The following is a 26,104-nucleotide window of genomic DNA, read 5'->3' as shown; positions in this document are numbered from 1 at the left end:
CAGACATCGGTTCGGATAAACGGGAAAAGCTCCCGGTAAATCGGCGCCACATCGGCGAAAAAGGCGATTGGGGCGAAATTAACGGGAGGATTTCACGTTAAAGTGTCCGACGGCCGGGAAAGCGACAAAATTAGCGGGAGGTATTCCAGCGTTACAGAGTTTTCCAGTATTAGAGTAAGGTTTTGCAATGTTCGAGTAAGGTTTTCCATTGGTTCGAAGTGAGGTTTCCATTGGTTCGAAGTGAGGTTTCCATTGGTTCGAAGTGAGGTTTCCATTGGTTCGAAGTAAGGTTTTCCATTGGTTCGAAGTGAGGTTTCCATTGGTTCGAAGTAAGGTTTCCCAATCTTCGAGTGATGTTTCCATTGTTCGAGTAAGGTTTCCCAATCTTCGAGTAAGGTTTTCCATTGTTCGAGTGAGGTTTTCCAGTATGCCAGGAACTTTCCAGTGTTAGCTCGAGCGGAAGGGGAGGTTCTCCAGTATCACCGGGAGGTTCCGGTATGCCGGGAAGCTTTCCATCATAACCGAAAAAATCCCATCAACAGATCGCATCTCGCGATACGGGAATGAGCGATCCTTTTGCCCGCATCGAAAATAACCGGCTTTCCCGACAGCCTCGGATCGCTTGGCCTCTTTCTACAGCGCCTGCGGACGAGCGGCAGCGTAACGGCTGCTCAGGCGAAGCAGCCAACTGTCCAAAAATATTTACACTTGCACGGCCGAGATCTATACTAGAAAGGCCGAATACGAATAGAAATACGAATACGAGCACGACCCCGACCGATACCATGTTCCGGAGGGACGCCCGCTGATGAACCATCATTTGCCCGAGCTGGGGCGCGTTATGCGCACCGATTTCGTCGTCGTCCGGCAGGGCGAACGACCGGACGGACGCGGCGACGAACGCCGCGTGCGCTTCGTCCGAGCCGGAACGGATTATTACCATGTCCCCGAGGGCGGCGACGAAACGGCGGTCCTGCCGGCCGGCGCCAAAGTGCCCGTCGTCCCGCACGATGCGCCGCTCGCGGACGCCGCCCGTTCGCTCTCGCGCAGCCAGCTGCTGCTCGTCGCGAAGGACGGCGAGCCGATCGGCTACGCCGCCGCCGCGGACATGCTCCGGGCCGCGATCGACAGCTACCGCCTGTTGCGGGCGTACTTCGATACGACGCTGCGCGCGGCGGAGGGCGCGCTGACGCTCATCGACGAGGAAGGCCGCGTGGCGGAATGGACGGACGAAGCCGAGCGGCTGTTCGCGATCGCCAAAGACGATATCGTCGGCAAGCCCGCCGCCGCCTTTTTCCGGGAGGACGCGCTGCAATCGCTCCGCACGCTGCGCACCGGCGAATCGGTGCGCCGGAAGCGGCATCGGCCGAGGCCGGACCTGTTTTCGCTCATCAACGCCGATCCGGTTCGGCTGGACGGCCGCATCGTCGGCGCGGTCGCGGTCGAGTCGGACATCACGACGCAAGTCCGCATGCAGCAGGAGCTGCAGCATATGACGTCGAAGGTGCATCATTTGCGCCGCGAGGTCGCGCGGCTCGACCCTTCGGTCGATCCGTTTTTGCCCATCCGGGGGACGAGCCGGGCGATCCTCGACTGCATCGAAACGGTGCGCAAAATCGCCGCGACGAAAGCGACCGCGCTCATTACGGGTGAAAGCGGCACCGGCAAGGAGCTGTTCGCCAAGGCGATCCACGATTTGCGCGAGGGGCGGGACGCCCCGTTCATCGCCATCAACTGCGGGGCGATTCCGCACGCGCTGTTCGAAAGCGAGCTGTTCGGCTACGAGAAGGGCGCTTTCTCCGGAGCCGACCCGAAAGGGAAAAAGGGCAAAATCGAGCTGGCCGAGGGCGGCACGCTGTTTCTCGACGAAATCGGCGAAATGCCGCTCGACCTGCAGGTGAAGCTGCTGCGGGTGCTGCAGGAGAAAACGTACTTTCCGGTCGGCGGATCGCGGCTGCTGCGCGCCGACTGCCGGATCGTCGCGGCGACGAACCGCGATTTGAAGGCGATGATCGCGGACGGCAAGTTCCGCGAAGATTTGTACTACCGGCTCAACGTCGTTACGCTCGACATCCCGCCGCTTCGCGGCCGCAAGGAAGACATCGCCCACCTGGCGCAGTCGTTTCTGCACGAGTTTTCGCTTCAGTACGACCGGCCGGTCGAGGTGTTCCCGGACGACGTCGTCCGGGAGCTGATCGCGTACGACTGGCCCGGCAACGTCCGCGAGCTGCGCAACGCGATCGAGCGGCTCGTCGTGTTTTCGTCCGGCGGCGAGTTGAGCCGGGACCATTTGCCCGCGGCCGTCCTGGGGAGAGCGGCCGTCTTCCCCGCAGCCGACCGCCCGCTGCCGCCTCCCGATCGGGACGGCTCGTACCAGGACAAGCTCGACGCCTACGAGAAGCGGCTGCTTGCGGATGCGCTCGAGCGGGAGGGCGGCAACAAGCTCGCCCTGGCGAAGCGGCTGGGCATTTCGAGGGCGACGCTGTACAACAAGCTGAAACGGCTCGGGCTGTAGCCGGGCCGATCGCATCCCGGCGACCGTTCGCGACAGTCCGGCACGATTTTTGCTAATAATCGGTCGGGCGCCCGGATACAATCATGACGAACAAGACGCGCGTCTATCGACCGGCGGCAAACGGCCGGCGCACAAACAGGGAGGAATCGAACCATGCTGACATTCAAACAAAAATTGGAAAATTATGCCGAGCTGATCGTCAAGGTCGGCGCCAACGTGCAGAAAAGGCAGACGCTTATGGTGCAGGCGTCGCTCGATTCGGCGGAGCTGACGCGCTGCGTCGTGCGAAAAGCGTACGAAGCCGGCGCTTACTCGGTCAAAGTGCGCTGGAGCGACGACGAGACGTCCCGCATCGCCTACGATCTCGCCCCCGAGGAATCGTTCCTCGAGGAGCCGAAATGGACGGCGGGCGAAAAAATCGAGCTGGCGCGGCAAGGCGCGGCGTTCGTTACGATTACGTCGGCGGACCCGGATTTGCTGAAGGGCGTTTCCCAGCAAAAAATGGTGAACGCGAACAAAACGACCCGTCAGGCGCTCGCTCCGTACAGCGCGCTGGCGAGGGCGTTCAAGGTAAGCTGGAATTTGGCGACGACGCCGTCGAAGGCGTGGGCGGCCAAAGTATTTCCCGGCCTCCCCGAAGAGGAGCAGGTCGAGCGGCTGTGGGACGCGATTTTCAAAATGGTGCGGGCCGACCGGCCCGACCCGCTCGCGCTGTGGGAGGAGCACATTCGCGAGCTGAAGCGGCGCGCCGCTTATTTGAACGGCAAGCAGTACGCCGCGCTCCATTATATCGCCCCGGGCACCGATCTGACGATCGAGCTGCCGGACCGTCATATTTGGCTCGGCGGCAGCAAGCAAAACGAACAGGGCACCTGGTTCGTCCCGAACCTGCCGACGGAGGAAGTGTATACGGCGCCGAAGCGGACCGGCGTGAACGGCACGGTGACGAGCACGAAGCCGCTCAGCTACAGCGGCAACATGATCGAAGATTTCACGTTTACGTTCGAGAACGGACGCGTCGTGAACGTAACCGCCGCGAAGGGCGAAGAAACGCTGAAGGGACTGCTCGACACCGACGAAGGCGCGCGCTATCTCGGCGAAGTGGCGCTCGTGCCGCACCGTTCTCCGATTTCCGAATCCAACATCTTGTTTTACAAAACGCTGTTCGACGAAAACGCCTCGTGCCATCTCGCCGTCGGCAGCGCGTATACGGCCTGCGTCGAGGGCGGAGTCGGCATGACGCCGGAGCGGCTTGCGGAAGCCGGACTGAACGTCAGCATGGCGCATACCGACTTCATGGTCGGCTCGGGCGAGCTGGACATTTACGGCATAACGGCGGACGGAACGCGGGAGCCGGTCTTTCAAAAAGGAAATTGGGCGTTTTAAACGAACGGACGGCTTGCCGCCCGGCATCGTCGCCGCCGGTCCGACCTCGCGGGTCGGTCGGCGGCGACTGCCGTTTTTCCCGTTTTTCGGGGGCGCGAAAATGTATATTAAAGCCGGAGGTTTGATGGTATACTGGGTGCGGAACCTATTCCGAACGAGGTGCGCTGCCGCATGGCTACGAATAAGTACAATGTCCCCGCGCTCGAGAAGGCGATCGCCATTATCGAAACGTTGGCCGCATGCGACGAGCCGATCGGCGTGAGCGAGCTGTGCAAGATGGTGGACATTCCGAAAACGAGCGTCTTTTTCATTTTGAATACGCTGGACACGCATCATTACATTACGAAAACGGAAGACGGCAAATATACGCTTGGCAACAAATTCATTCATATCGGACTCGGCGTGCTGAACAAAATCGAAATTCGCGAGGCGGCCAAGCCCTATATGGAAAAGCTGCTGCACGAAACCGGATTTACCGTCCATCTGGCCGTATTGGACAACGGCGAGGCGATGTACGTCGAGAAGGTGGAGAAGCGCGGATTCGTCAAATTTTCGACCTATATCGGGCAGCGCCTTCCCCTGCACGCATCCGGCGTCGGCAAAGCGCTCGCCGCCCATATTCCGGAGGAGGAGCTCGACCGGATCGTCGCGGCGCAAGGACTGGCGGAAAAAACCGAAAATACGATAACGAATCCCCAGGAGCTGAAGGCGGAGCTGCGCAAAGTGCGGGAGCTCGGCTATGCGGTCGACGACGAGGAGGACGAGTACGGCATCCGCTGCATCGGCGCGCCGATTCTCGATCATCGGAACGGGCTGAAAGCTTCGATCAGCGTGACCGGTCTGCGCGCCGATCTGCCCGTCCACGACATTCCGCGCGTCGGCGAGCAAGTGAAGCGGTCCGCCATCGATATTTCCCGGCTGTTCGGACGCGCCGACGATCGTTGACGCCGGCGGATCGGTCACGAACCCGACGCTGCACTAGAAAACTCCCCTCCCGGGGAGTTTTCTAATACGCCGCCGCTGTTTAACCGTCGATCCGGTCCAGCGCGATATAACGCAAATTCATTAAAGCCTGGCCCGGAATCGTTTCGGCGTCGACGCGGAGCGTGTACGCGCCGGCCGCCTCGATAACGACCGTGCCGATTTCGTCCGCGCGGAAATCGTGCCAGTCCGCCGTCGCGCGAACGGTCGCGGCGACCCGGTTGCCCGCGATCGATACGACGAAGACGCCTCCCGCCGCTTCGGCCGGGGCGGCGTAGGACGCCTCCAGCCGGTAACGCCCGGGCTCCGGGGCGCGCAGCTCCCACCCGACCCAATCGCCGGCGTCGGACCAGTCCGTCACGTTGTCCCGCCCTCTTTTCCCCGTATCGTAACGCAGCTTCCGCCCGTGAACGTCCCCGTCGAAAACGCCGAATACGTTCCGATAGTCGCTGCCGTACAGCCGCGTCAGCGGGTTCATGTCGGCGGCGCCTTCGTATTCCAAGGCGATTACGGTCGAAATCGGGTCGTCCGGCGTATCGCCGACCGCTATGGCGACGTCGTCCTCGTTCAGCCGGCTGCAGGTAAGCGGCCGTTTGTCCGGATCGGCCAGCAAATACGCCCGTTCGATCCGGTTGCGGACGCCGGGCACGACGAGCTCGCCTCCGGGCGGCCAATGCCATACGTGCAAATAAAGCGTTCGCCCTTTGGCCGTGCATCGCCCCCACGGCGGGATGCCGATCGGACCGGCGGTCGTGCCGTAAATGCTTTCCCCGTGACGCCGCATCCAGGCGCCGATTTCCCCCAGCAGCTCCAACGACTTCGCATCGAATTCGCCCTCGCCGGTCGGCCCGACGTTGATCAGGAAATTGCCGTTTTTGCTCGCGACGTCGATCATGTTGCGCACGATCTGCCCGGCCGACTTCCAATCGATGTCGTTCTTCTTGTAGCCCCAGGAATGGTTCAGCGTCGCGATCGATTCCCAGTCTTTGCGAGGAACGCGGACGTGCAGCTGATTGTCGCCGCTGTTGCCGTAATCGCCGAACCCTTCCCTGCGCACGCGCCGGTTGACCAGACAGTCCGGCTGCAGGCCGCGGACGAGGTCGACGAATTTCCGTCCCTGCTCGTCCGTCACTTTATGTCCGCAATCGAACCACAGAATGCCGACGGGACCGTACTGCGTCAGCAGCTCCGCGACCTGGGGGTACGCCTTTTGCTCCAAATACCGTTCATAGCGGGTCCGCTTGTCGTCGTCGTTCACCCAAGCTTCCAGCGTGTCGTAGGCTCCTATATTGCCCGGGTAATCCCACGTGTTCCCTTGCGAGTCGGGGTGATGCCAATCCATCGAATGGGAGTAGTAGAAGCACAGCCTGATCCGTTCGCGCGCGCAGGCGGCGGCGAGCTCCTTCATCGGGTCTCGGCCGAAAGGCGTCTTTTTCACGATGTTGAAATCGCTCGCCTTCGAGTCGTACATCGCGAACCCGTCGTGGTGCTTGGCCGTCACGACGATATAGTTCAATCCCGCGTTTTTGGCCGCCGCGACCCATTCGTCGGCGTTAAACTTCGCCGGATTGAACCGCTGCGCCACCTGCTCGTATTCCGAAACCGGAATCCGGGCCCGCAGCTGAATATGTTCGCCGTAGGCGCCCTCCACTTCTTTGCCTTTCCAATATCCGCCGAGCTCCGAATACAGCCCCCAATGAATGAACAGGCCGACGCGCGCTTCCCGCCACCAGGCGATCCGCCGCTCGAGCCGCTCGTCTTCCCGAACGGCGCGGCGAGCGCTTTCCCGCCTCGCCTCTTCCTCCGCATTGTCCATCAAGACGTCTTTGTTCGCCATCGCGCAACGCTCCCCTACTCGTTTAACCGACCGAAATCGCACGGTTCCGCCATCGAAGCATTGTCCAAAACGCGGCGGACGCTTGTGCCGGCGAAGCGATCGGGTTACTATCAATCATAGAGCGAGCCCGCTTCGGGCGACAGCGACTTTTCCGTTTCAAAATCGGACATTTCCGTCTTCGCGAAGGAGGCTTTTCCGTGCAATGTCTCGAGCTGGCGATTCCGCCGCTGCCGCAGCTGATCATCGTTCATCATACCGTCTGGCCACAAGGCAGGCTGCACGCGTCCCGTACGTTCGGGCTGTACGACGTTCTGTTCGTCAAGCGCGGCGCGCTGTACATGACGGAAAACGGCCGCGACTTCGAAGTGAAAGCCGGCCATATGCTCGTGCTCGAGCCGAACGTTCCGCACCGGGGAACGAAGCCGTGCGATGAAGAGACGGAGCTGTACTGGCTTCATTTCGCCCATGCGCCGGCCGTGCGGAGGCTCGATCCGGAGCAGGCGCCCTGGTCCCACCCTTGCGACAAAAAAATCGACCGGGCTTATATCGCCCCGGCGCAGTACGTCTATTTGCCCAAGTTCGGGGAGCTCCCCCTGCAAACCGTCTGGCCGACGCTCGATCGGATGGCGTCCTTGTACGACAACCTGCTGACGAAAAACGGCGCGAAGCTGCACGCTTTATTCGCCGCGCTGCTCGACGAGCTGCAAACGCTGCTGTACGCCGCCTCGCGCGCTCCGACCTCGGGGCTGGCGGAACGGATCGAAGCGTATTTGCGGGACCGGTACTTGATGCCGTTCGACGCCTCTCATATGGCGAAAACGCTCCATTTCGACGCCGATTATTTGTCGCGCTGTCTGAAAAAGCATACGGGGATGAGCGCGCTGCAGTACGCGACCCACCTGCGGATCGAGAAAGCGAAGGAGCTGCTGCGCGCGACGCCGCTGTCCGTCGAGCGCATCGCCGAAACGGCCGGCTTCGGCGACGCGACGTATTTGATCCGCCAATTCCGCAAAAAGACCGGCATGACGCCGAAGCGCTACCGGTCGGTGTTCCAGCGGCTCATGTAAACGGCTCGAATCGTTCGTTTTCGCGGCAAAATCGCCTGCAGTCGGTCCCGAAACTTGATATACTACAAGAAACCGCCTCGCAATACGCTACCCTGACAAGGAGTGGTGCCCGGTGCAAATTCGAGTAGGGCTTCCGGATATGACCAGCACGTTCATTACCCACAATGTTCATGTTCGCGTCGCCGAGCCCGGCTACAGCTTCCGCATGGAGTTTCATCCGACGTTCGAGCTGCTGCATTGCTGGGAGGGCGACGCCGTCGAATACGTTCGGGAGCGGCCCGTCCCTTTTCAAACCGGCGATTGGGTCCTGATCCGGCCGGGAACGAAGCATCGTCTCCAAAACAACTCCGAGCGGCCGGTTACGCTCCTGTCCATCCATTTCGACATCGACGACCCGATGCTGCGCAAGCAGCTGAACGTTCCGGGCATGGAGCGGATTCCGCGAAAAGCGGCCGAACGGACGATGATTCCGCGCTATATGCGGGACTTCGAAACCGTCATTTTGAACGGTCTGCTTCGGACCGAATCGCGGTCGACCTATGACGCCATCAACATATCCAGCGGCGACAAGCTGGCGGTCCAGGCCTGTATGCTGCTGATCGTAGGGGAAATCACGAAGATTGCCGGCGAGATGGCGGCGGGAACCAGGGATCCGGAACCGGACGAACCTACGCGCCATGAGACGGAGATCGCCCACCGCATCGAAGATTTTTTGCGGCTTCATGGGCAGCGTTCGGTGACGATTCAGGACATCGCCCGCCATATCGGCCTGAGCCGGGGACGGTGCACGGCGATTTTTACGAAAGTGTACGGCATGCCTCCGCGCCAATACGTGACGATGCTGAAGCTGAATAAAGCGAAAGAGCTGCTCGTCCGCACGAGCTTGACCGTCGAAGCGATCGCCGACGAACTGGGCTTTTACTCGGTCAGCCATTTCAGCAGACAGTTCAAGCGCTGGACCGGCCAACCCCCGCTCAGCTTCAGGCCGAAGACGATGCAGGCGCCGGGCCGCCCGGACGGCTGAAAGCAGCGCGAGCAGCCCCCGACCGGGGCTGCCCGTTTCCGCGCCGTGCGCATATCACGAATCATTTTCCTTGGGCGGCCTGAATCTCTTTGACCGCGGCTTCGGACGCTTCCCGCAATGCCGTTACCGCATCCTTCTCGCCGGTCGCGACCTGCTGCAGCGCCGTATTCGCCTTGCCCGACACGATGTTGGAATATTTCGTTTTCATCGTGATCGGCGCCGGCTTTTCCGGGAAAAACGATTTGATGTTTTTGCCTTGATATCTCGGATTGGACTGCGCGAACGTTTTGCGGATTTCCGGGTCGTTCAATACGGTCAGCCCGGTGCCGTCCTTGGAAAACTTCGTCTGGAACTCGTCCGAGGTGAAGTAAGCGACGATTTCGTAAGCCATTTCCTTATGCTTGCTCGTGCTGGCGACGGTCGCGTACGTGGGATACATTTGCGAGCCGACCCCCATCGCTTCCTTGAAATAAGGCAGCGAAACGGCGTCGTAGTTGCCGTCGTTGTTCAGCGTCGAGTTGAAGTAGGCGTACATCGCCAGCGTTTTGTCTTTCGTAAACAACGTCGACGTCTGCTTGCTCCACAGCTCCTTCGATAAGTCTTTGCCGGGAAGCTGATAAAACCGGGCGAAATTGTCGATCAGCTTTTTAAAATTGTCGTCCGTCAGCAGCGGTTTATTCTGAGCGTCGTGAAACGGCGCGGACAATTGGTTCACATTGAGCATATGGCTCGCCGACATGCCGAAGCCGTAATATTGCAAGCCCCCGTCGGTACGCGTCAGCTTTTTGGCCAGGTCGTACGTTTCGTCCCACGTCATGCCGTCTTTCGGGTAGGCGACGCCGAATTTGTCGAAAATGTCTTTGTTGTAGGCCAGCACCTCCGCGGTCGTGAAGATCGGCAATCCGTACATGCCGCCGCCGCTGAAATTTTTCATGAATTCGACCTGCGTTTGCTCCAGGCGGGACAAATCGAATTTGTTCGTCTTCATCAGCCCGGAAATGTCGTATTGCAAATCGTAGTCGGTCATATTGGTGATCAAGCCGATGGAATAAAAGACGATATCGAGCGGTTCGCCCGCGGCGATGACGTCCTTGAATTCGGTTCCTTTGGCGTAAGGGATAAACTTCGGCGTTACGTTCGGAAATTTCGCCTTTACGGCGTCCCCCATGATTTTCATAAATTCTTCTTCCGTCGTAGCCGTATTCGGACGGTAAAACGTAATTTCGACCGGCTCTTTCAAGTAAGCTTTGCCTTGCTCCTTCGGAGCTTCCTGCGCTCCGCCGGCCGGCGTCCCGCCCCCGCCGCAAGCGGAAACAAGCGACGCCAGCGAAACGGCGGCGAGCGTTAAAACGCTGAATGGTTTCAAGACCGACAGCAAAAGTGTCCCCCCTCGGTATCGAATTTGAACGTATCTTCTCATATGCAAGCGGTTTCAACAATGCACCGACCATGCATTCTTTTGACCATTTGTACTGCGGTTCGAACGATCCTGCTGTCGGCGCCGCATCGGCTCCGGACCCGGGCTCTTTGTCGAATCGGACATACGGCTGACGAACCGGGCAACCGTTATCGAAGCCGAATGCCGAGGTCAAAAATTGTAAAGAACTCTAGTATCGCTATTTCCGGCAAATCGGTTCGTTTTCTTCCATTTTCGACTCGATAGCGATGTCCGGATTCGTTCGCCTGGAAAATCGATCGTTTTTCCGCCCATCAGCATGTGACGATTCGTTAGCCATCATCGGCACGGATTTCTAAACAACAAAAAATCCGCCGTAAAGGCGGATTTCCATTTCCGGTCTATCGGAGTTTTTGACGCAACGGTTGAAGTCGACAGACGCGCGGCTTCCTTAATCCGCCCGCTTCAACGAGCTTTGCCGGATCACCAGCGTGCTTTCGACGATTACATCGGTCGGAGCGCTCCTGTTCAGCTCGTTGTTCAGCAGCTTCATCAGCAATTGTGCGGCTTCCCGGCCGATCCGCAGCTTGTCTTGGCGAACCGAAGTAAGCGGGGGAGCAAAATACGGGGCCGCCTGAATGTCGTCGTAGCCGACGACGGCCACATCCTCCGGCACCCGCAAGCCGAACTCCCGCAATGCCTCTATGGCGCCGAACGCCATCAGATCGTTGCCGGCGAACAATCCGTCGAACGTTTGTCCGGAGCGGAGCAAGCGGCCCGTCTCTTCGTAAGCGGTCTGCTTGTCCGCCTGCCCGTTCATCACGAGCGAGACGTCCGGATCGAGCCCGGCCTCCTCGAGCGCCTGCGCGAAGCCGGAAAACCGTTCGTTCTCGTGGTACGTGTTCAGCAAACCGCGAAGCACCGCAATGCGCCGCAGTCCCTGATCGAGCAAATGCTTCGTTCCCTCGTACGCTCCCTTGCGGTAATCCGACGTAACGCATTGCATGGGGAACGGTTCGGTCAGCCGTTTGCCTACGAGAACGAACGGAATGTCGCGGTCGTAATAATAGTGCAAATATTCTTCGCGAATATGCTCGCCCATAATGATCAGGCCGTCCACCTTGCGCTTGTCGCCGATCCGTTTCCAGTATTCCTTGTCCCGTTCGCTGCGATTCGAAAACAATACGAGGTCGTATGCGTTCAATGTCGAATGACTTTGAATCCCTTGCAGCACTTCAAAGAAAATATGGTGAGTCAAAAATAGCGGATTGTTGCCGAATACGACAACGCCGATGTTCTCGGTTTTCCCGCCGGCCAAGCTTCGGGCTTGCGGATTCGGCACATAGCCCGTCTCCGCGATGACCGCCATTACTTTGTCGCGGACCGCCTGCTTCACCCCGGGCTGCCGATTGATGACGCGCGACACCGTCCCTCGGGAAACGCCGGCCAGCTTCGCTATGGATTCCAACGTATTTGACACACTGATCACCGTATCCTGCATCGTTTACCTACCTATTATTCAAGGTTTCCGGATCGATGTCAAACGGCCCGGAGCAAGGGAAGCGGTGCCGCTCGTCAGCCGATCGTCGCGTTTACTTTCACGTCGACCTCGAATATGCGGTTCCACGGCAAACGAACGGATGTCAGTTGTACATCGCGGATCGATAATGCGGCCGCATCCGTCGGCGAACCGACAAGAAGCGGACGCGTCGCCGCGAACAGCTCCTTCATTCGCTCCACGACGAACGCGTTGACTCGGTCATAGGACGATTCCAAGTCCCACGGACTGACGGACAGATTGGATGCCATCCAGTTATGCGCCTCCCCGCGAACTTGCGCCTGATACCCCCATTCGTCCATCAATCGAGACAGCAAAAAGGAGGCGTGCGCCTCATCCGCCTTTATAGCGGCTTCTTCCGCCGCACTTCTTTCGCGGCCGTCCATGCTCATTCCCGGCCCGGACACGAGCAGGTCGGGGAGCGTACGGGCAACCGCGTGAGCTATACAGGTGCCGAGCGAGTTGCCGGCCGTGTTCCATCCGGCATACCCGGTCAGACGGGTGAAGAGCCGCTCGTCGAGCAAATACCGGACAAGCTCCATGTCGGACGCGTTCGGCAGCGCCACGTCCGCGACCGCCACTCTGCGGCCTTGATCGATATAAGATTTGGCGCTTTCGATCAAATCGGTGAGCATATGTCTGGAATCGAAAAAGGCTTTAACGTCTCCCGAATGTTGGCCGTCATTCGTCATGTCGGGCAAAGGCGGATTCACGGCCAAAATGAGATCCGCCTCCGACGGCGTATCGACGATGACAGTACCGGCCGCCCATAGATGGGCTTTCACCGTCTCCTCGATCGGGCGGTCTTCGTACTTCGGAACGGCCAGCTTTCCCGACTCCGACGTAAAGCGCGGGAACACTTTGATTTTGCGTCCGCCGAGCGTTTGCAGCATGCGGGCGAGCAGCGTCTGGGCCGCTTCGTCGGCACCCGGGTACAACATCGTTTTGGCCTGCGCATGCCGTTCGTACATATGCCGCTGCAGCGTTCTTTGCTCCGAAATATGCACGCCCGCGGGGCTGGCATCCTCTTGCGTAATCGTCAAATAGTCGATGACGCCGTCGGCCGCCCAATCGATCAATAGCTTGTGTACGGCCATGTTGCGAGCTCGCGCCCGGAAGAAATCGTCCAGGATGTCGGCGGGAATTTGCGCCTTCACCCGCTCCAGCTCCGCCTCGAGCCCGGCCTCCTTCAGCCGGTGGCGCCGGTCGAACAGCTCCGAGTATTGCTGCACAAGCTCCTTGTAACGCACATATGCGGCATTCCGGCCGGTGATCGAAATTCGCATTAACACGCTGGAGACGTACAGCGGCTTTTCCGGGTCGTTCTCCTTGATCGTCCGCAGCGCCTCCAGCGTCCCGAGAGCTTGCTCCAACGACCGCTCGTTCGTTCGCGAGGCGATCAAGCCTCCGAAGGCGAGCTGATCCGCGGCCACCACCATGCCGTCCGCCTCGTCGGCGGCGGTCAGAAGCCATTCGCGAACGCTGTCGCAATCGCCGGACTTCATGAATAGACCCAGCAGCTCCGGCGGGGGCGTTATCAAGCTCACCCCTGCGATTTCGGCGATTTTTTCGGGAAACCATCGGCAGCACGGACGGCTGTCCAACGGGAGCAGCGCGATTCGATGCCGCGGCTTCATCCTTTCTCACCCCTTAAACCGGCTTCCGTGCCGATTCTCAAGTTTCCGCCCTGCTCGACGATGAGCCGCTGAATGCGGCTGACGTCCACTCCCCCGGGGTCGACGCCGAGCGAAGCGGCCAGAGCCGCCGCCGCCCCGGCCGCGTGGCCGATCGCCATAGCCGTAGGAGAAACGCGGGCGGAGGCGATCGCCTCATGCGTGGCGGATATGCATCGCCCCGCCACGATCAAATTGCGTACGCGATCGTTCAGCAGACAACGGTACGGAATGTCGTAAGCGGCCGCCCGCTTGATTTCCGTGGCATCGAGCTCGCCGCTGTCCGGCGAATGAATATCGATCGGATAGGAGCCGCGGGCGATCGCATCGCCGAACGTTTTTCCGGACAGCACATCGTCTGCGGTCAGCGTGTATTGTCCCCGCAAACGCCTCGATTCTCGAACGCCGATCTGCGTGCCGCAATGGATCAAGTAAGCCGCCCCGAAGCCGGGGATGTGCCGGTTCAGGAATCGGACGACCTCCATCACCTGCCGCCGGCCTAAAACTTCCGCTGCCGACAGAGCGGCGCCGTCGGTCGCATCGTAACGGATCACCCGCGTCATATTGACCGACACCTCGCCTTTGGCGGGAAGCTCGAAAAAAAGCACCCGATCCCGCTCGATCGTCAGCTCGCCGCTTGACCGCGCGTTCCGTACGAGCGAGAAAAAGCCCGAAACGCCGACATGCGAGCAGCTTTCCCAGTCGTCGGCCAAAACAAATTGCTGCGAATTCGCCTTGATGAACGCGCGGACCTCGGCCAGATCGACGCCGCCCATCCGAAACATCATCGTCATCGGCTGCGCCAGGCCGTCCTTCTCCCTGCCTTTGTCGAACGGCACTCCGGCCATCCACATGACGTCGCCGTCTCCCGTGCAATCGATATAGACGGGGGCTTCCGCCTCGAAAGCACCCGATTTGTTGAACAGTTCGAGCGACCGGATACGGCCTGCGTCGGTCCGGGCTCCCGTAACGACGGTGTGCAGCTGCAGATGAACGCCGCTCTCGACACACATTTCCTGAAGCACATATTTCAGCTTTTCCGCATCGACCGGGGTTACGGAGGCGGCAAACCCGATCATATCCTTTACGTGTCCCGGAGAACCGCCGATGGCGACGAGACGATCGACGACCTCCTGCGCAATTCCGGTTACGACCTGCTCGTCCCGGGAATGAAAGCTCTGCATCGGTCCGACAAGCGCATTCGTGATCATGCCGCCAAGAAATCCGTATCGTTCGATCAATAGCGTCTTCGCCCCGCTGCGGGCCGAAGCGATAGCCGCCATCGTGCCGGCCGGTCCTCCCCCCGCCACGACGACATCGTACCGCTCCGCGGCTATCGCGCTCTTTTTCTCCATGCTCATGGTCGTCAGCTCCTGCCTGATGTCTTTACTTTTCGCAAGCGGCTCTTCCCGTTACCGCTCCAGCTCGTCGAGTCCGCGCCGAAACGTTCTCGTCGCTTCATAAATCGAACGCGCGTCGGTACCGGTCGCCATCGCTCCGATCATGATTCCGCTCATTCCCGACAGTTTCAACGCTTCCAGTTCGTCCGCTTCAATGGCGCGCTGACTGGGCACGATAACGGGCTTGCCGGACCGTTCCGCGAGCCACCGGTAGTGCAGCAAATCTTTGACGCACAGCGGGCTGCCGTATTCGTGAGCCGGGATGACCGAGGCCTCCAGCATATCGATCGGCATGGAGCGAAAGGCCGATACGACTCCCTCTCCATAGTCCCCGCTTACGGCGATCATTTTGCCGATGCCGCCGCTTCCCAGCAGCCAGCCCGGGGCATGATGCGCGTATAACGAAATAAAATCCGCTCCCGCCTCCGCCAGTCGGTTCATCTCTTCCCGCGTCACTTTCCGGACGTCATCCCCGACGACGGCGCCGACCGGCCCGGGGAAAGAGCGGCACATGTCGGCCAACAGGCTGCCGTATTCGGCTATCGAACCGAACCGCGTCCCGCTGGCGCGATGCTCGGTATTGAAATGGATCTTGACGGCATCCGCGCCGCCTTCGACCGCAGCCTGAAACAGCTCCATCGAGTTTCCGGGGAGACTGACGATTAGCGCCGTTGCTTTCTCAAGAATTCGAACAAGCTTGCTCATGGCGGCCTCCTTTTTTTGTCTCTTGGGAGCGCTCCCAGTTCAGGAACAACTAAATAGTACCGACTCCTTCCATGGCTGTCAATCCACCTTTTTCATATTTGTCGGCATTCGTTCCTTGCGCTATCGTACGAAAAAACGGAGCGCATGCCGATTGCATGCGCCCCGCTAACCGCCCCCGGCCCGCGGCTTTGGCTTCGCGTCAGCCGAACTTCAGCTCCCGCGCCCGCCGGCGAAACCGCCCGACCTGCTCGCCGTACTCCGGCTCGCCGATGAAATTGACCGTCTCCTCCGGGTTGCGCCGCAAATCGAACAGCACCTCCGGCATGCCGGGCCCGTAATACTGGTACTTCAAATGATCGCGCTTGATCATCAGGTAGCGCCCGCCGAACTGGGAAACGGCCTCGTTGTCCCATTCCGCGTCGTTTCCTTCGAGCAGCGGGACGAGACTTCGGCTGTCCAGGCCGCCCGGAACGGGAACGCCGGCCAAATCGCACAGCGTCGCGAACAAGTCGCACAAGCTGACGTTGCTCCGGACGAAGCCTCCCGCCCCGAACCGCTTCGGGCTGCGAATGACGAGCGGCACCCTCGCGCTCGCTTCGAAAAACTTTTGCTTCTCCCATACGCCGTGCTGTCCGAGCATCTCGCCGTGATCCGACGTATAGACGACGATCCAGTCGTCGAGATTTTGCCCGACGTGCTCGAGCGCCCGCATGATCGTCCCGTAATGCTCGTCGATCGTCTCGATCATGCCGTAGTAGGCGGCGGTCGCCCGCCGAAGCTCCCTCTCCGACGCGTCGGCGTCGCCCGCGACCGCCATTTTGCTCAGAAACGGGTGATCGAACGGCGTTTCGTTCGTATAAGGCGTCACCCGGTTCAAGTAGTAGGTAAACTTGTCTTCGCCGGTCAAGTACGGGTAGTGCGGCTGCAGCAGGCTCACTTTGAGCAGCAGCGGCTTGATTTGCTCGCGGTCGTAATACGTGCTGTTGAAATAGTCGTCGATGAATTGCAGCGCCGCTTCGACGGTCAGCTTGTCGTGCGTGACGCACGGACCTTTGCCGACGCCGGCCCGCTTCACTTCCTTCGCCTGCTCCCACTTCGGGGAAGGGCGCGCATACCGGTCGAACTCCGCCTGCACCCGGCCTTCCAAAAACGACGGCGCGATTTCCATATCGCCGTACAGGCGCTTCGTCCAGCCCTGCATCTGATCCGTTCCCATATGGTGCAGCTTGCCGCTGACGACGGTCTGGTAGCCGTACTGCGCCAGTCTGCGCGCGAACGTCATATGGCCGGGCGGCAAATCCTGCCCGTACGTCTCGCAGCCCGTCGTTCGCGGAAATTGCCCGGCCATCATGCTCTGCCGCCCCGGAATGCAGATCGGGGAAGCCGTATACGCGTTCGCGAACACGGTTCCCGTCGCCGCGAGCCGGTCCAAATTCGGCGTGCGCACGATCGGGTTTCCCGCGAAGCCGGCCACGTCGGCCCGATGCTCGTCGCTCATCAAAAACAAAATGTTCGGTCTCCTCTGTTGCATCGGCATTGGCATCGGCATCGGCGGCTTATCCTTTCCACGCCCGATCGATCGCGAAGGCGGCGCCCGACCACGCTTTGCGCGACGTCCATTCCGCTTCGCCCCGCCAAAACGGATCGTCCTCCGGCAAGCCGAGCGGCAAAAAGACGACCGAGCACAAATACAGGCTTCCCGTCGAAATATACGATTCCCCGATCTCCGGCTGATGACCGCAGAAGCCGATCGTCAGCCAGCCGCCCGCATCGAACGTCCCCGGCTGCTCGACCGACCGGCGAATGACCGCCGTCAGCGCGCACCGCACTTGGGCGGGCGTCAGCGGCTCCGGCAGCTCGCGGCGCAGCGCCGTTTGCGCCAGCGCGTGAAAAGCGCCGAACCGGTATGCAAGCGACCGGCCGATCGGCGGAAACGTGCCTTCCGGGGAAATCGACCGCTCCTGGATGGCGGCCAGACGCCGCGCCCGTTTCCGGATCCGGTCGGCCATTCCGCTCCAATCGGCGCTTCGATCGCCGACCGCTTCAAGCACGTCGACGAGCATCGGCTGGATGACGAAGCTGTTGTAGTAGTCGGCATGGTATTCCGGCCCGTCCCCGTACGTCCCGTCCCCGACGTACCACTGCTCGTGCTGCTTCAGGGCGAAATCGACGCGCATCGGGTCCCAGTCGGGCTCGCCCATCCGGCACAGCGCCGCCTCGATCGTCGCCGCGAACAGCAGCCAGTTGTTGAAATGCGGCTTGCGGGTGCGCGTCGCCTTCAAGGCGGCGACCGCGTTGCGCCGCACCCGTTCGTGCAGCCTGTCCCAAAGCTCGGTCGGGGCGCGCAAAATGGCCTGCGCCAAAAAGGCGGCGTCCACGATCGGCTGGTAGCCTTCGCCGAAGTTCATATAGTCGGGCGACGCCGGATCGGTTCCGGCATCGATCGCCTCGCGGGCGAGGGCGGCCGCTTTCTCCCGCAGCCGTCCTTCCTCCCCGTCCGCCGGCCCCGTCTCGAGCCAAGGCGCGATCCCCGCCAGCAGGCGTCCCAGCGCCTCCAAATACGTATAGTTTCGCCTGTCGTCCGTCTTGCCTTCGACCGGCATAACCGCCTTCAGGCGGCGTTCCGCCAATGCGGTCAAGACGGGATCCGCGATTTTCCACATGGTCGCGATCCAGTACGCTCTGTCGCTCGTTTGCTGGTCCATTCGTTTCGGCTCCTTCGATCGCAAAGTCGTTTATTTGGCGGCTTCCGCGGCGATCAGCTTGTTTGCCTGGTCTTCCGCTTCGCGAAGCGCCGTATTGACGTCCGACCCGCCCGCCGCGACCTTGGCGGCCGCTTTGGCCAGCTCGGATTTGGCGATGTTGTCGTACTTGGTGAGCGGCGGCAGCAGCGCCGGAGTCCGTTTGTAAATCGCCGCCACGTTTTTGCCCTGGGCCGATTTCAAATCGCCCGCGAACGATTCCCGGTACTTCGGATCCTGGAGGCTCGTTTGCCGGCCGCGCTTGTTGAGGGCGGTCTGCACCTCTTCGCCCAGCAGCAGCCGGACGACCTGGAACGCTTCGTCCTTATGCTTGCCGCCCGAGGAAAGCATGAGCAAAAACAGGCTGATGCCGAAGCTGTTGGTTGGCGCTTCCCGGAACGTCGGCATGGCGGCCAAATCCCAATTTAGAGGAGTGCCCTTGTTGTGCAGCTCCTCGAGCTCCCCGAGTCTGGCGCCGAGTCCGGCGAGCATCGCCAGGCTGCGATCCTGCTCGAACGCGGGAACGGCCGCTTTGCCGTCCGCATTGCCGGGAATTTCCTTGATCCGCTTGAACATGTCGACCGCCGTCTTCCAGCCGTCCGTCTGCAGCGATGCCCGTATCGTTTTCGGATCGATGACGGGGAGCGCCAGCTGCTCGCCCAGCCGTTGAAAGCCGCCGTCCAGATCGAGCCCTTTGTAAGGGATGCCGTTATCCGTTCGGGTCAGCTTTTTGGCGAGGCCGATCGCATCGTCCCACGACATTCCGTCCGTCGGGTACGGGACGCCGAACTTGTCGAACAAATCTTTATTGTAATACAGCGCGGAAAAATTGATGGCGAACGGCAGCGCGTACGTCTCCCCTCGCTTCGAATAGCTTTGGATGAACTTCACGGCCGTCGCATCGAACTTGCCCGGATCGAGCCCGTTTTTCTTGATCGGCCCGTTCAAATCGTGCACCGCGTTCAATTCGATCAGCGTAACCGCGCCGGCCGACCCGGTATACACGATGTCCGGCATGCTTCCGGCCGTCACGAGCTCCGACGGCGACGTCCCTTTGCCGTCGCGCACGAGCTCCAGCGTAATATGAGGGTATTTGCTTTTTACCGGCTTCGCGATCAATTCCTGAAACTCTTCGTCGGTCAAAAAGGCCGAATATTGATAAAACGTCAGCGTCACCGGCTTCGCCGGCTCCCCTCGAGGCGAGCCTTCGTCATTCGGTGCGCCGCTCCCGGCGCCGGCGCAGCCCGACAGAAGCAGCAGCGCGAGCCCAGCGCCAAACGAAGGGCGCCATGCGGCAGCCCCCGGATTTTCGGCAAGAAACCGCTTTCGCATGCGAAACTTGTCCATATAACCCCCGCCTTTTGTTCGACGACCTGCCGTTCCCGAAATCGAACACCCGGTCGGTTCGTCCCCGAGTGCTTGCCGGCGCGCGCCTGCACAGCAACTATAGCAAAGGTTCGACATGCGAATAAAGACAGAAAAAAGGCCGATACCCGTAAAATATTATCCTTTTTGCAGCTCCCGAAAAACGGACGGCGTTACGCCGTGCTTCGCCCGGAACACGCGGGCGAAATAGGAAGCGCTTTCGAAACCGAGCCGCTCCGCGATGCCGTAAACGGGCTCGTCCGTATCGACGAGCCGTTCCATCGCCTTTTCCATGCGCAGCTTCTGCACGTACTGCCGCGGCGTGGCTCCCGTCTCGCGCTTGAACATGCGGCACAAATAATTCGGCGTCACATGAATATGCCGCGCCAGCTCCTCCAGCGTAAGCGCCCGGTGCAAATTCGTTTCGATGTAGCGCAGCAGCTCCGTCACGGCGGTCCCGTTTTTCCGGCCCGGCGCCCCTTGCCCGATTCGGCCAACCGTATCGGCGATGCGCACGATCAAATCGAGCACGCGCAGCTTGTCCCGGATGTCCCGGGACGGCGCCTCCGCGGGTGCGACCGTTTGGCGGAAGCCGTTCTCGACGGCGGGTCGGAACTGCGGCGGAACGATGCAGGGGGACCGGCGCGCCGCCGACGGCAGCTGCGTCCCGGCATATTCCTCGATCAAATCGGGGAACGGAATTTCCGCCGGAACGCCGTCTTCCCCCCTCAGCACGAACGTGGACGCAAAATTGCTCATCGGGCGGGTCAAGCTCGCCTCGAACCGGTGGGGCTCGTTCGGACTGATCCAGTACAGCATGCCCGGCAAGGCGCGCGTCGTCGAATCGCCGACCTCGAACGTGCCTTCCCCGTCCGTAATGTACATCAAATGATAGACCGGATGGCTGTGCCGCCGGTTGATGAACCCGGTTCGCCGTTCGACGTACCGGTTCGCGACCACTTGAAGCGAATATCGGCCGGTTCGCAGCTTTAATTGGATATCCAAGGCGTCCCCCTCCTGTTCGCGCGTTCCATCCTTACGAGCGGGAAGTGCGATGGCAAAAGAAGATCCCGAAAAAAGAAACGGCCCGCAGCTTGAAATGAGTCTATCACATTGAAGCGCAAAATCAAGATGCGAAAGCGGGAGCAGCCGGAGGGAGCCGGGCCGCGAAGAAAAACGTCCACCGCCGTATTTCGAGGATGCAAAGAAACGTAACGGACGCCACGGAGCTTATTTCGCGAAAATCGGCCGTTCTCCAATCGCAACGGACACCACCTGCGCTTATTTGCTCCGAACCGCCGGCCAAAAGGGGGTTTTTCACTAAATAGCTGAGCCTGTGTCCGTTACAAAAAAAATAAGCCGAAATGAGGCTCAATAGCGGCCGCCATGACCGTTAGACCTTGGAACTTGGGCCAGTCCCGCCGCAGGCAGCAGGAAACCCGCTCCGGCTTCGGCGCTTAAGCGAAGGTCGGGACGGACGGTCTTTTCTGTGCAAACCGAACTTTTTGGTTGTGCCGAAACGGCAGCGGAGAAGAAAAACGGGATGGAAATGCTCCCGCTAGTTTCGGTCATTTCCCGTTTCCGGGCAAAACAACGGGAAAACGTCCCGCTACATTCGTCCAAACCGCGCTTTTCGCCGACTCGGCGCCAATTTACCTGGAGCTTTTCCAGGTATTTCGACAGTCTTGCCTACAGCGGAGCGAGTTAACGGGAGGTTTTCCCGTTCACCGCCCGGCAGGATAAAGATCAGCCGGACACGGAAACGAAAGGCGCCGCTCGCCCCATGCTTTAGCGTTCTTTTCGTTTGCTCCGAAAAGATATAAACGCTTGACCAGGAAACAAGAGCAGCCCGCCGGACTCAGGTCCGACAGGCTGCTCGCTGCGCTTACAACGCGGGCACTTTGGCGAAATGGTTCGCCACTTTGCGGATCGCGCGGACGATGTCTTCGACGTCCTGCTCGGTGTAAAACTCGTTCACGCCGAACCGGATCGCCGTCTGCAAAATCGCTTCCGCGTTCGGGCACAATCCTTCCTCGTACGTAATGCCGGTCAGGTCGAACGGGAAGTGGCTGCCGAGGTACGCCTGCCGCTTCTGGAACAGCGGCTGCATGTACATCACCTGCGGGATGTAGCCGGCCGAGTTCGGAATGCCTTCGGCGGCCAGCGCCTTGCTGAATTCTTCTCGCGTGCACGTCAGCTTCGACTCGTCGACGCGCATCATGTAGAACCAATACGTGCCGTAGTTGCCGGCTTCGACTTTGTGCGGCTCGATGCCCGGCAGTCCGGAGATGCCGGCGGTGATCCGGTCGCCGAATTTGTTGCGCTGCTCGCATATCCACGGCAGCTTTTTCAGCTGCGCGATGCCGACGGCGCCCTGCAGCTCGGTCATCCGGTAGTTCGGAGCGACGTAATGCAGCTCCTTCTGCACCGTGTCGCCGAACCGTTTGAAGTTTTTGTCCGCGAACGCGTGCGTCGTCAGGAAGTCCTGCTCGTCGCCGGAATTGACCGTCACGATGCCGCCGTCGCCGGTCGAAATATGTTTGAAGTCGTTCGTGCTGAAGCAGCCGTAATCGCCGATCGTGCCCGCCAAACGGCCTTTGTATTTCGTCAAATAGCTTTGCGCGCAGTCTTCGATCACCTTCACGTTATGCTTGCGGGCGATCGCCATAATCGCGTCCATATCCGCCGGATTGCCGGCGAGATGAACGACCAAAATCGCCTTCGTGCGCGGCGTGATGCGCGCCTCGATCGATTTCGGGTCCATGTTGTACGTATTCGGATCGAGGTCGGCGAACACCGGAATGGCGTTTTGGTACAAAATGCCGATCAGCGTCCCCTGGTCCGTAATCGGGCTCGTAATGACTTCGTCGCCGACGGTAACGCCCGCGGCGCCGAGCGCCACGTGAATCGACGCCGTGCCCGACGTCGTCGCGACGCTGTACTTGACGCCGTACAGCTCGTTAAAGTTCGAGAGAAACGTTTTCACCTTTTTGCCGAAATGGTAAAACAGCGTATTTTGCTCGAGCGCCTCCAGAAGCTCCTTCGCTTCGTCCAAGCCGAACCGCTTGCCCGTCCCGAACGGCGTCGTCTTCGTCTTCGGTCCGCCGTGAATGGCGAGCTTTTCCTGACTCATCGTGCACGTCCCCTTTATCCCTTGGAATGCCTTCATTATAGTATCCGGGCTTTTCCGCTACACGCCAAATTGTGTAGGAAAATAGGTCAAAAATTGCTACAATGGGATCAATCAAAACGACCTTCGGCGAGGGACGACGCGCATGACGACTTATCCGATCTTTCAGGACAGTTTGCGGCTCAGCACGTTCAAAAAAGGCGAGTTTCCGCTCTTCATCACGCATTATCCGTTGAAGCACGGCTATCCGAACCACCATCACGAATTTGCGGAAATATCGCTCGTGACGAGCGGCAACGGGACGGAAATCGTCGGCGGCGAGGAGCACCGGCTGCAGCCCGGCAGCATATGCCTGCTGCCGCCTTACCATCTGCACGCGCTCCGGCTGGACGACGGCAAGCCGCTGTATAAATTTTGCTGCATGTTCGATATGAATTCGCTGTTTCAGCCCGCTTTCGCCGAAGTCGGCGGGTGGCTCGTCAAGCTGTCCGACGAAACGAAGCCGTATTACGACCTGCCTCCGGACGCGTTCGAGGCGATCAAGTCGGTCTTATCCGCGCTCGAAGCGGAATCGGCTTCCTCGTCGCTCGGCAAGCAAGGCTTTATGCGCATCAAGCTGCTGGAAGCGATTTATTTGTTTTTCCGCCATCATCCGGCTTTCGCCTCGTTCGGGCAACCGGTCGAGCTCAGTCCGGTCGAGTGGGATTTCGTCAAATACGTCAACACCCATTTCATGGAGGAAACGATATCGCTCGAGGAGGTCGCGGGCAAATTCGGCGTCAGCGTCTTCGTCGTTCGCGGGGCGTTCAAGCGGCTGCTCGGCAAAAATTTTCTCGAGTATTTGCACCAGCTGCGCATTCGCCGCGCCTCCAGCCTGCTGACCGCGACCGATATGTCGGTGGCGGAAATCGCCTACGACGTCGGCTTTTCGTCGCTTCGCTCGTTTACGCGCGTGTTCAAGGAGACGACCGGACTCAGCGCGACCGATTACCGGAAAAAGCAGCGCGAGCGGGCGGAATGAAGCGGTTTGCGCCTTTTGTCCGGACAGCTACGGCTCACCTTAACTTAAACCGTGCGAAAACGCTTTATGCAAAAAACGGGCGACATCAGCCGCGCGGAATACCGGTGCTTCCAAAAAAAGAAGCCGCCCTGAAGCAGCTCCACCATTCGATAAATCACTTCGTCAAGGAATCTGTAATTATTCCGCTTCAACAAAATCTTTATCGGTTGCAACGTAAGGGCGAGAATTGTTTTGAATAATTCGGACCGCGTTTAAACCGATCATTTGAGCGGGTATGGACGTGTTGCCGTCCGGCAAAATGGGAGAGACGGATAGATCGGCTACTTTCAGGTTTTTTGTACCGAACACGTCCAGATTTTCGTTGACGACTCCGTCCCGAACACTTTTCGCCATTTTGCATTGCCCGCCGTAATGGTAGAAGTTCGAATAAGAAGCTCTGGCGTATCCACTAAGCTGTCTTCTTTTTTCCTCCTCGTCGGGAATCGTAAAGATCGCTTCGGGCGGATATACCACTTTATGAATGCCGCTGTTTTTCCGTCTGGCCTCTTTAATAATATTGTACAAGTTGATATATTGATCCACCATGAAATCCAGATCGTTCGTACCCGGCTGCAGCGGATTGAAGGTAAACGACGGAAGGGCTTCGGGATCGCTATGAGCGGCCATGATCGTCCCCCTGCTTCTCGGATTCAGGTCAACTATGCCGAAGCTCATAATATTGACAGGCTTCGTCACATCAAGTTCCCACCCGTTGCTGGCCACTTCCTGGGCGGGAAGAAAGATCGGCGCGGGCACTCCTTGCAGCTGCAAGCGGCGGCCCTCCGAGCTTTTCCTGTGCTCCGATTTAAAGGCGCCCAAGGCGATAGGCTGATTCGGATCGGCTGCCGCTATCGGCAATATTTGAGACGTATCCACTTCAACTCCGAGTCCGACATACGCGTGAGTTTGCAAATGGTAGCCTACGTTCGGATTTTCGATTAACGGAGCGATCCCCGCACGAATCAAATCGCGCGATTTTCCGATCCCCGACCGCTGCAAAATGACGGAGGAGAAAAAGCCTGCCGAAACGATAACGCCTTTTCGGGCAAACGATCGATGCGAAACGCCGTCTTTGACATAATCGACGCCGACCGCGACGAACGACCCTTCCTTTTTCCTGAATACGATTTTGTTCACCGTCGTTTTGGCGAAAATGACCAGCTTTCTTTTTCCAACCCCAACCTCGTCGGGATGCCGTTCATTGCCTTGAGTTACAATACTTTCGTTCAAGTACCCCGTTGCCGTCGACGAGCGGGCAATCCTGCCGCCGACTTCTTTCTGGGTAAACTGGTTTTTGTAAAACGTGCAGTCTCGCACCCCCGTGTTATAGTCCTCTACAACGGGAATACCCAATACTTTTGCCGTCGCGTTGGCCAACGTTTGAATAAGTCCGTTCGAAGGAATGTGCTGCTGTCTGACGAATATCGGCCCTTTTCTTCCTCTTTCGTTCGGATTTTGCGTTTGTCCGGTATACGTTTCATTTTCGATAAACAGAGAACGAACTTGATTGTAGCTCCATTGTTTGCTGCCGACAAGAGCCGCCCACCTGTCGTAAAGCTCCCGGCTCCCGCGGATGGCGAGCATATAGTTGACCTCCGAGCTCCCCCCGATCACCCGACCGTTGATCGTTGTAAGCTGCCGCTGAATGGACGGCTCCGCTATGGATAAAAGGTTGAGGGCGTATTTATTGTCGGTTGACAAAGGAATGGCCTCCAAAACGTTCGGACTGCTTAACTGCGTCGTACTGTTAATTCCCGGCTCGAGAACGAGCACGGAAGTTTGCTTGTCATCCGTCAATTTTTTGGCTATGACTCCGCCCGCCGTTCCGGCGCCGATGACGATATAATCGAAAACGTTTTTCTTGATTGCTTTCTTCTTATTGTGTCCCGTTACTTGCTCTGACCCGCCTGCCGCCATGGCGCCGTTCTTTTTGCGCAATTTCTTTATTTTTTTAGATTCCATCACTCTCTCTGCCTACTTTCAAGTAAAGTGACTATCTGGTAGTCAACATATGGAGATAGTCTCTCTTTTGTGTAGGTAGAGAACCAAACGATACCGCTTATTTTTCCGATCGTCCGCTAGTCCGGCCGTTATTCGCCGCGCGCATTCAGCCAACATTCAGCCAACTTTCATGCTCGTTTCAGTTTGTTTTCACTTGAAATTAAGAAACCGACGGTACGATATTCCATGTGAAGGAGGTGAGCGACCGGTCCCGCCGAAGTCCGGACCAACCGGCTTCCCGCCTTCGCCGATACCGGCGGAGCGA

General features: G+C 59.2%; 18 protein-coding genes. 6 read left to right on the top strand and 12 right to left on the bottom strand.

Features of this window, described 5'->3' with window-relative positions; genetic code table 11:
* The first annotated feature begins 808 nt into the window (after positions 1 to 808).
* The 3 genes from PV407_RS15030 (at position 809) to PV407_RS15020 (ending at position 4,846) form a co-directional block, all read left to right on the top strand.
* Positions 809 to 2,515, top strand: coding sequence for a sigma-54 interaction domain-containing protein (locus tag PV407_RS15030; RefSeq protein ID WP_332090742.1), 1,707 nt, complete (start codon positions 809 to 811; stop codon positions 2,513 to 2,515).
* Positions 2,516 to 2,668: 153 nt separating this feature from the next.
* Complete coding sequence (locus PV407_RS15025) at positions 2,669 to 3,901, top strand: aminopeptidase (protein ID WP_332090741.1); 1,233 nt, start codon at positions 2,669 to 2,671, stop codon at positions 3,899 to 3,901.
* 171 nt (positions 3,902 to 4,072) lie between these two features.
* Positions 4,073 to 4,846 (top strand): IclR family transcriptional regulator, encoded by a 774-nt coding sequence (locus tag PV407_RS15020; protein ID WP_332090740.1) that lies wholly within the window; start codon positions 4,073 to 4,075, stop codon positions 4,844 to 4,846.
* A 79-nt stretch (positions 4,847 to 4,925) separates the two neighbouring features.
* Here PV407_RS15020 and PV407_RS15015 read toward each other — a convergent pair whose 3' ends face one another.
* Positions 4,926 to 6,719 (bottom strand): alpha-L-fucosidase, encoded by a 1,794-nt coding sequence (locus PV407_RS15015; protein ID WP_332090739.1) that lies wholly within the window; start codon positions 6,717 to 6,719, stop codon positions 4,926 to 4,928.
* A gap of 197 nt (positions 6,720 to 6,916) precedes the next feature.
* On the opposite strand from PV407_RS15015, the gene PV407_RS15010 reads away from it, so the two are divergent.
* Together PV407_RS15010 and PV407_RS15005 are read left to right on the top strand one after the other, a co-directional pair.
* On the top strand, positions 6,917 to 7,786 hold the full coding sequence (locus PV407_RS15010) for an AraC family transcriptional regulator (RefSeq protein WP_332090738.1): 870 nt from the start codon (positions 6,917 to 6,919) through the stop codon (positions 7,784 to 7,786).
* 112 nt (positions 7,787 to 7,898) lie between these two features.
* Entirely contained in the window at positions 7,899 to 8,810 is a 912-nt protein-coding gene (locus tag PV407_RS15005) for an AraC family transcriptional regulator (protein ID WP_332090737.1), read from the top strand.
* Between the two features lie 61 nt (positions 8,811 to 8,871).
* On the opposite strand, the gene PV407_RS15000 is transcribed toward PV407_RS15005, so the two are convergent.
* The 10 genes from PV407_RS15000 to PV407_RS14955 all read right to left on the bottom strand — a co-directional run bounded on the left by PV407_RS15000 (position 8,872) and on the right by PV407_RS14955 (position 22,781).
* Positions 8,872 to 10,188: an ABC transporter substrate-binding protein gene (locus PV407_RS15000; RefSeq protein ID WP_332090735.1), complete on the bottom strand. Its 1,317-nt coding sequence runs from the start codon at positions 10,186 to 10,188 to the stop codon at positions 8,872 to 8,874.
* Positions 10,189 to 10,657: 469 nt separating this feature from the next.
* Positions 10,658 to 11,686 (bottom strand): LacI family DNA-binding transcriptional regulator, encoded by a 1,029-nt coding sequence (locus PV407_RS14995; RefSeq protein ID WP_332090734.1) that lies wholly within the window; start codon positions 11,684 to 11,686, stop codon positions 10,658 to 10,660.
* Positions 11,687 to 11,781: 95 nt separating this feature from the next.
* Positions 11,782 to 13,401, bottom strand: coding sequence for a DUF4127 family protein (locus PV407_RS14990; protein ID WP_332090733.1), 1,620 nt, complete (start codon positions 13,399 to 13,401; stop codon positions 11,782 to 11,784).
* Complete coding sequence (locus tag PV407_RS14985; RefSeq protein ID WP_332090732.1) at positions 13,398 to 14,798, bottom strand: FAD-dependent oxidoreductase; 1,401 nt, start codon at positions 14,796 to 14,798, stop codon at positions 13,398 to 13,400. Before PV407_RS14985 ends, PV407_RS14990 begins: the two co-directional genes overlap by 4 nt.
* Before the next feature lie 51 nt (positions 14,799 to 14,849).
* Complete coding sequence (locus PV407_RS14980; RefSeq protein ID WP_332090731.1) at positions 14,850 to 15,542, bottom strand: hypothetical protein; 693 nt, start codon at positions 15,540 to 15,542, stop codon at positions 14,850 to 14,852.
* A gap of 199 nt (positions 15,543 to 15,741) precedes the next feature.
* The gene (locus PV407_RS14975) at positions 15,742 to 17,049 is read right to left on the bottom strand and encodes a sulfatase-like hydrolase/transferase (RefSeq protein ID WP_332090730.1); all 1,308 of its coding nucleotides are present in this window, start codon (positions 17,047 to 17,049) and stop codon (positions 15,742 to 15,744) included.
* Positions 17,050 to 17,098: 49 nt separating this feature from the next.
* Positions 17,099 to 18,247, bottom strand: coding sequence for a DUF2264 domain-containing protein (locus PV407_RS14970; RefSeq protein ID WP_332090729.1), 1,149 nt, complete (start codon positions 18,245 to 18,247; stop codon positions 17,099 to 17,101).
* A gap of 30 nt (positions 18,248 to 18,277) precedes the next feature.
* Positions 18,278 to 19,630 carry an ABC transporter substrate-binding protein gene (locus PV407_RS14965; RefSeq protein ID WP_332090728.1) on the bottom strand — a complete coding sequence of 451 codons (1,353 nt, stop codon included), beginning with the start codon at positions 19,628 to 19,630 and terminating at the stop codon, positions 18,278 to 18,280.
* A gap of 156 nt (positions 19,631 to 19,786) precedes the next feature.
* Entirely contained in the window at positions 19,787 to 20,653 is an 867-nt protein-coding gene (locus PV407_RS14960; RefSeq protein ID WP_332090727.1) for a helix-turn-helix transcriptional regulator, read from the bottom strand.
* Between the two features lie 880 nt (positions 20,654 to 21,533).
* Complete coding sequence (locus PV407_RS14955) at positions 21,534 to 22,781, bottom strand: DegT/DnrJ/EryC1/StrS family aminotransferase (RefSeq protein WP_332090726.1); 1,248 nt, start codon at positions 22,779 to 22,781, stop codon at positions 21,534 to 21,536.
* A 142-nt stretch (positions 22,782 to 22,923) separates the two neighbouring features.
* On the opposite strand from PV407_RS14955, the gene PV407_RS14950 reads away from it, so the two are divergent.
* Positions 22,924 to 23,799: an AraC family transcriptional regulator gene (locus tag PV407_RS14950; RefSeq protein WP_332090725.1), complete on the top strand. Its 876-nt coding sequence runs from the start codon at positions 22,924 to 22,926 to the stop codon at positions 23,797 to 23,799.
* A 177-nt stretch (positions 23,800 to 23,976) separates the two neighbouring features.
* Here PV407_RS14950 and PV407_RS14945 read toward each other — a convergent pair whose 3' ends face one another.
* A complete protein-coding gene (locus PV407_RS14945) occupies positions 23,977 to 25,755 on the bottom strand; it encodes a GMC family oxidoreductase (RefSeq protein ID WP_332090745.1) in 1,779 nt (592 codons plus the stop codon).
* Between the last annotated feature and the right edge of the window lie 349 nt (positions 25,756 to 26,104).

Origin of the sequence: Paenibacillus sp. GYB003 (genome assembly GCF_036577625.1) — a bacterium.
Taxonomy (GTDB): domain Bacteria; phylum Bacillota; class Bacilli; order Paenibacillales; family NBRC-103111; genus Paenibacillus_AB.
This window is presented reverse-complemented; position numbering and strand designations above follow the sequence as displayed.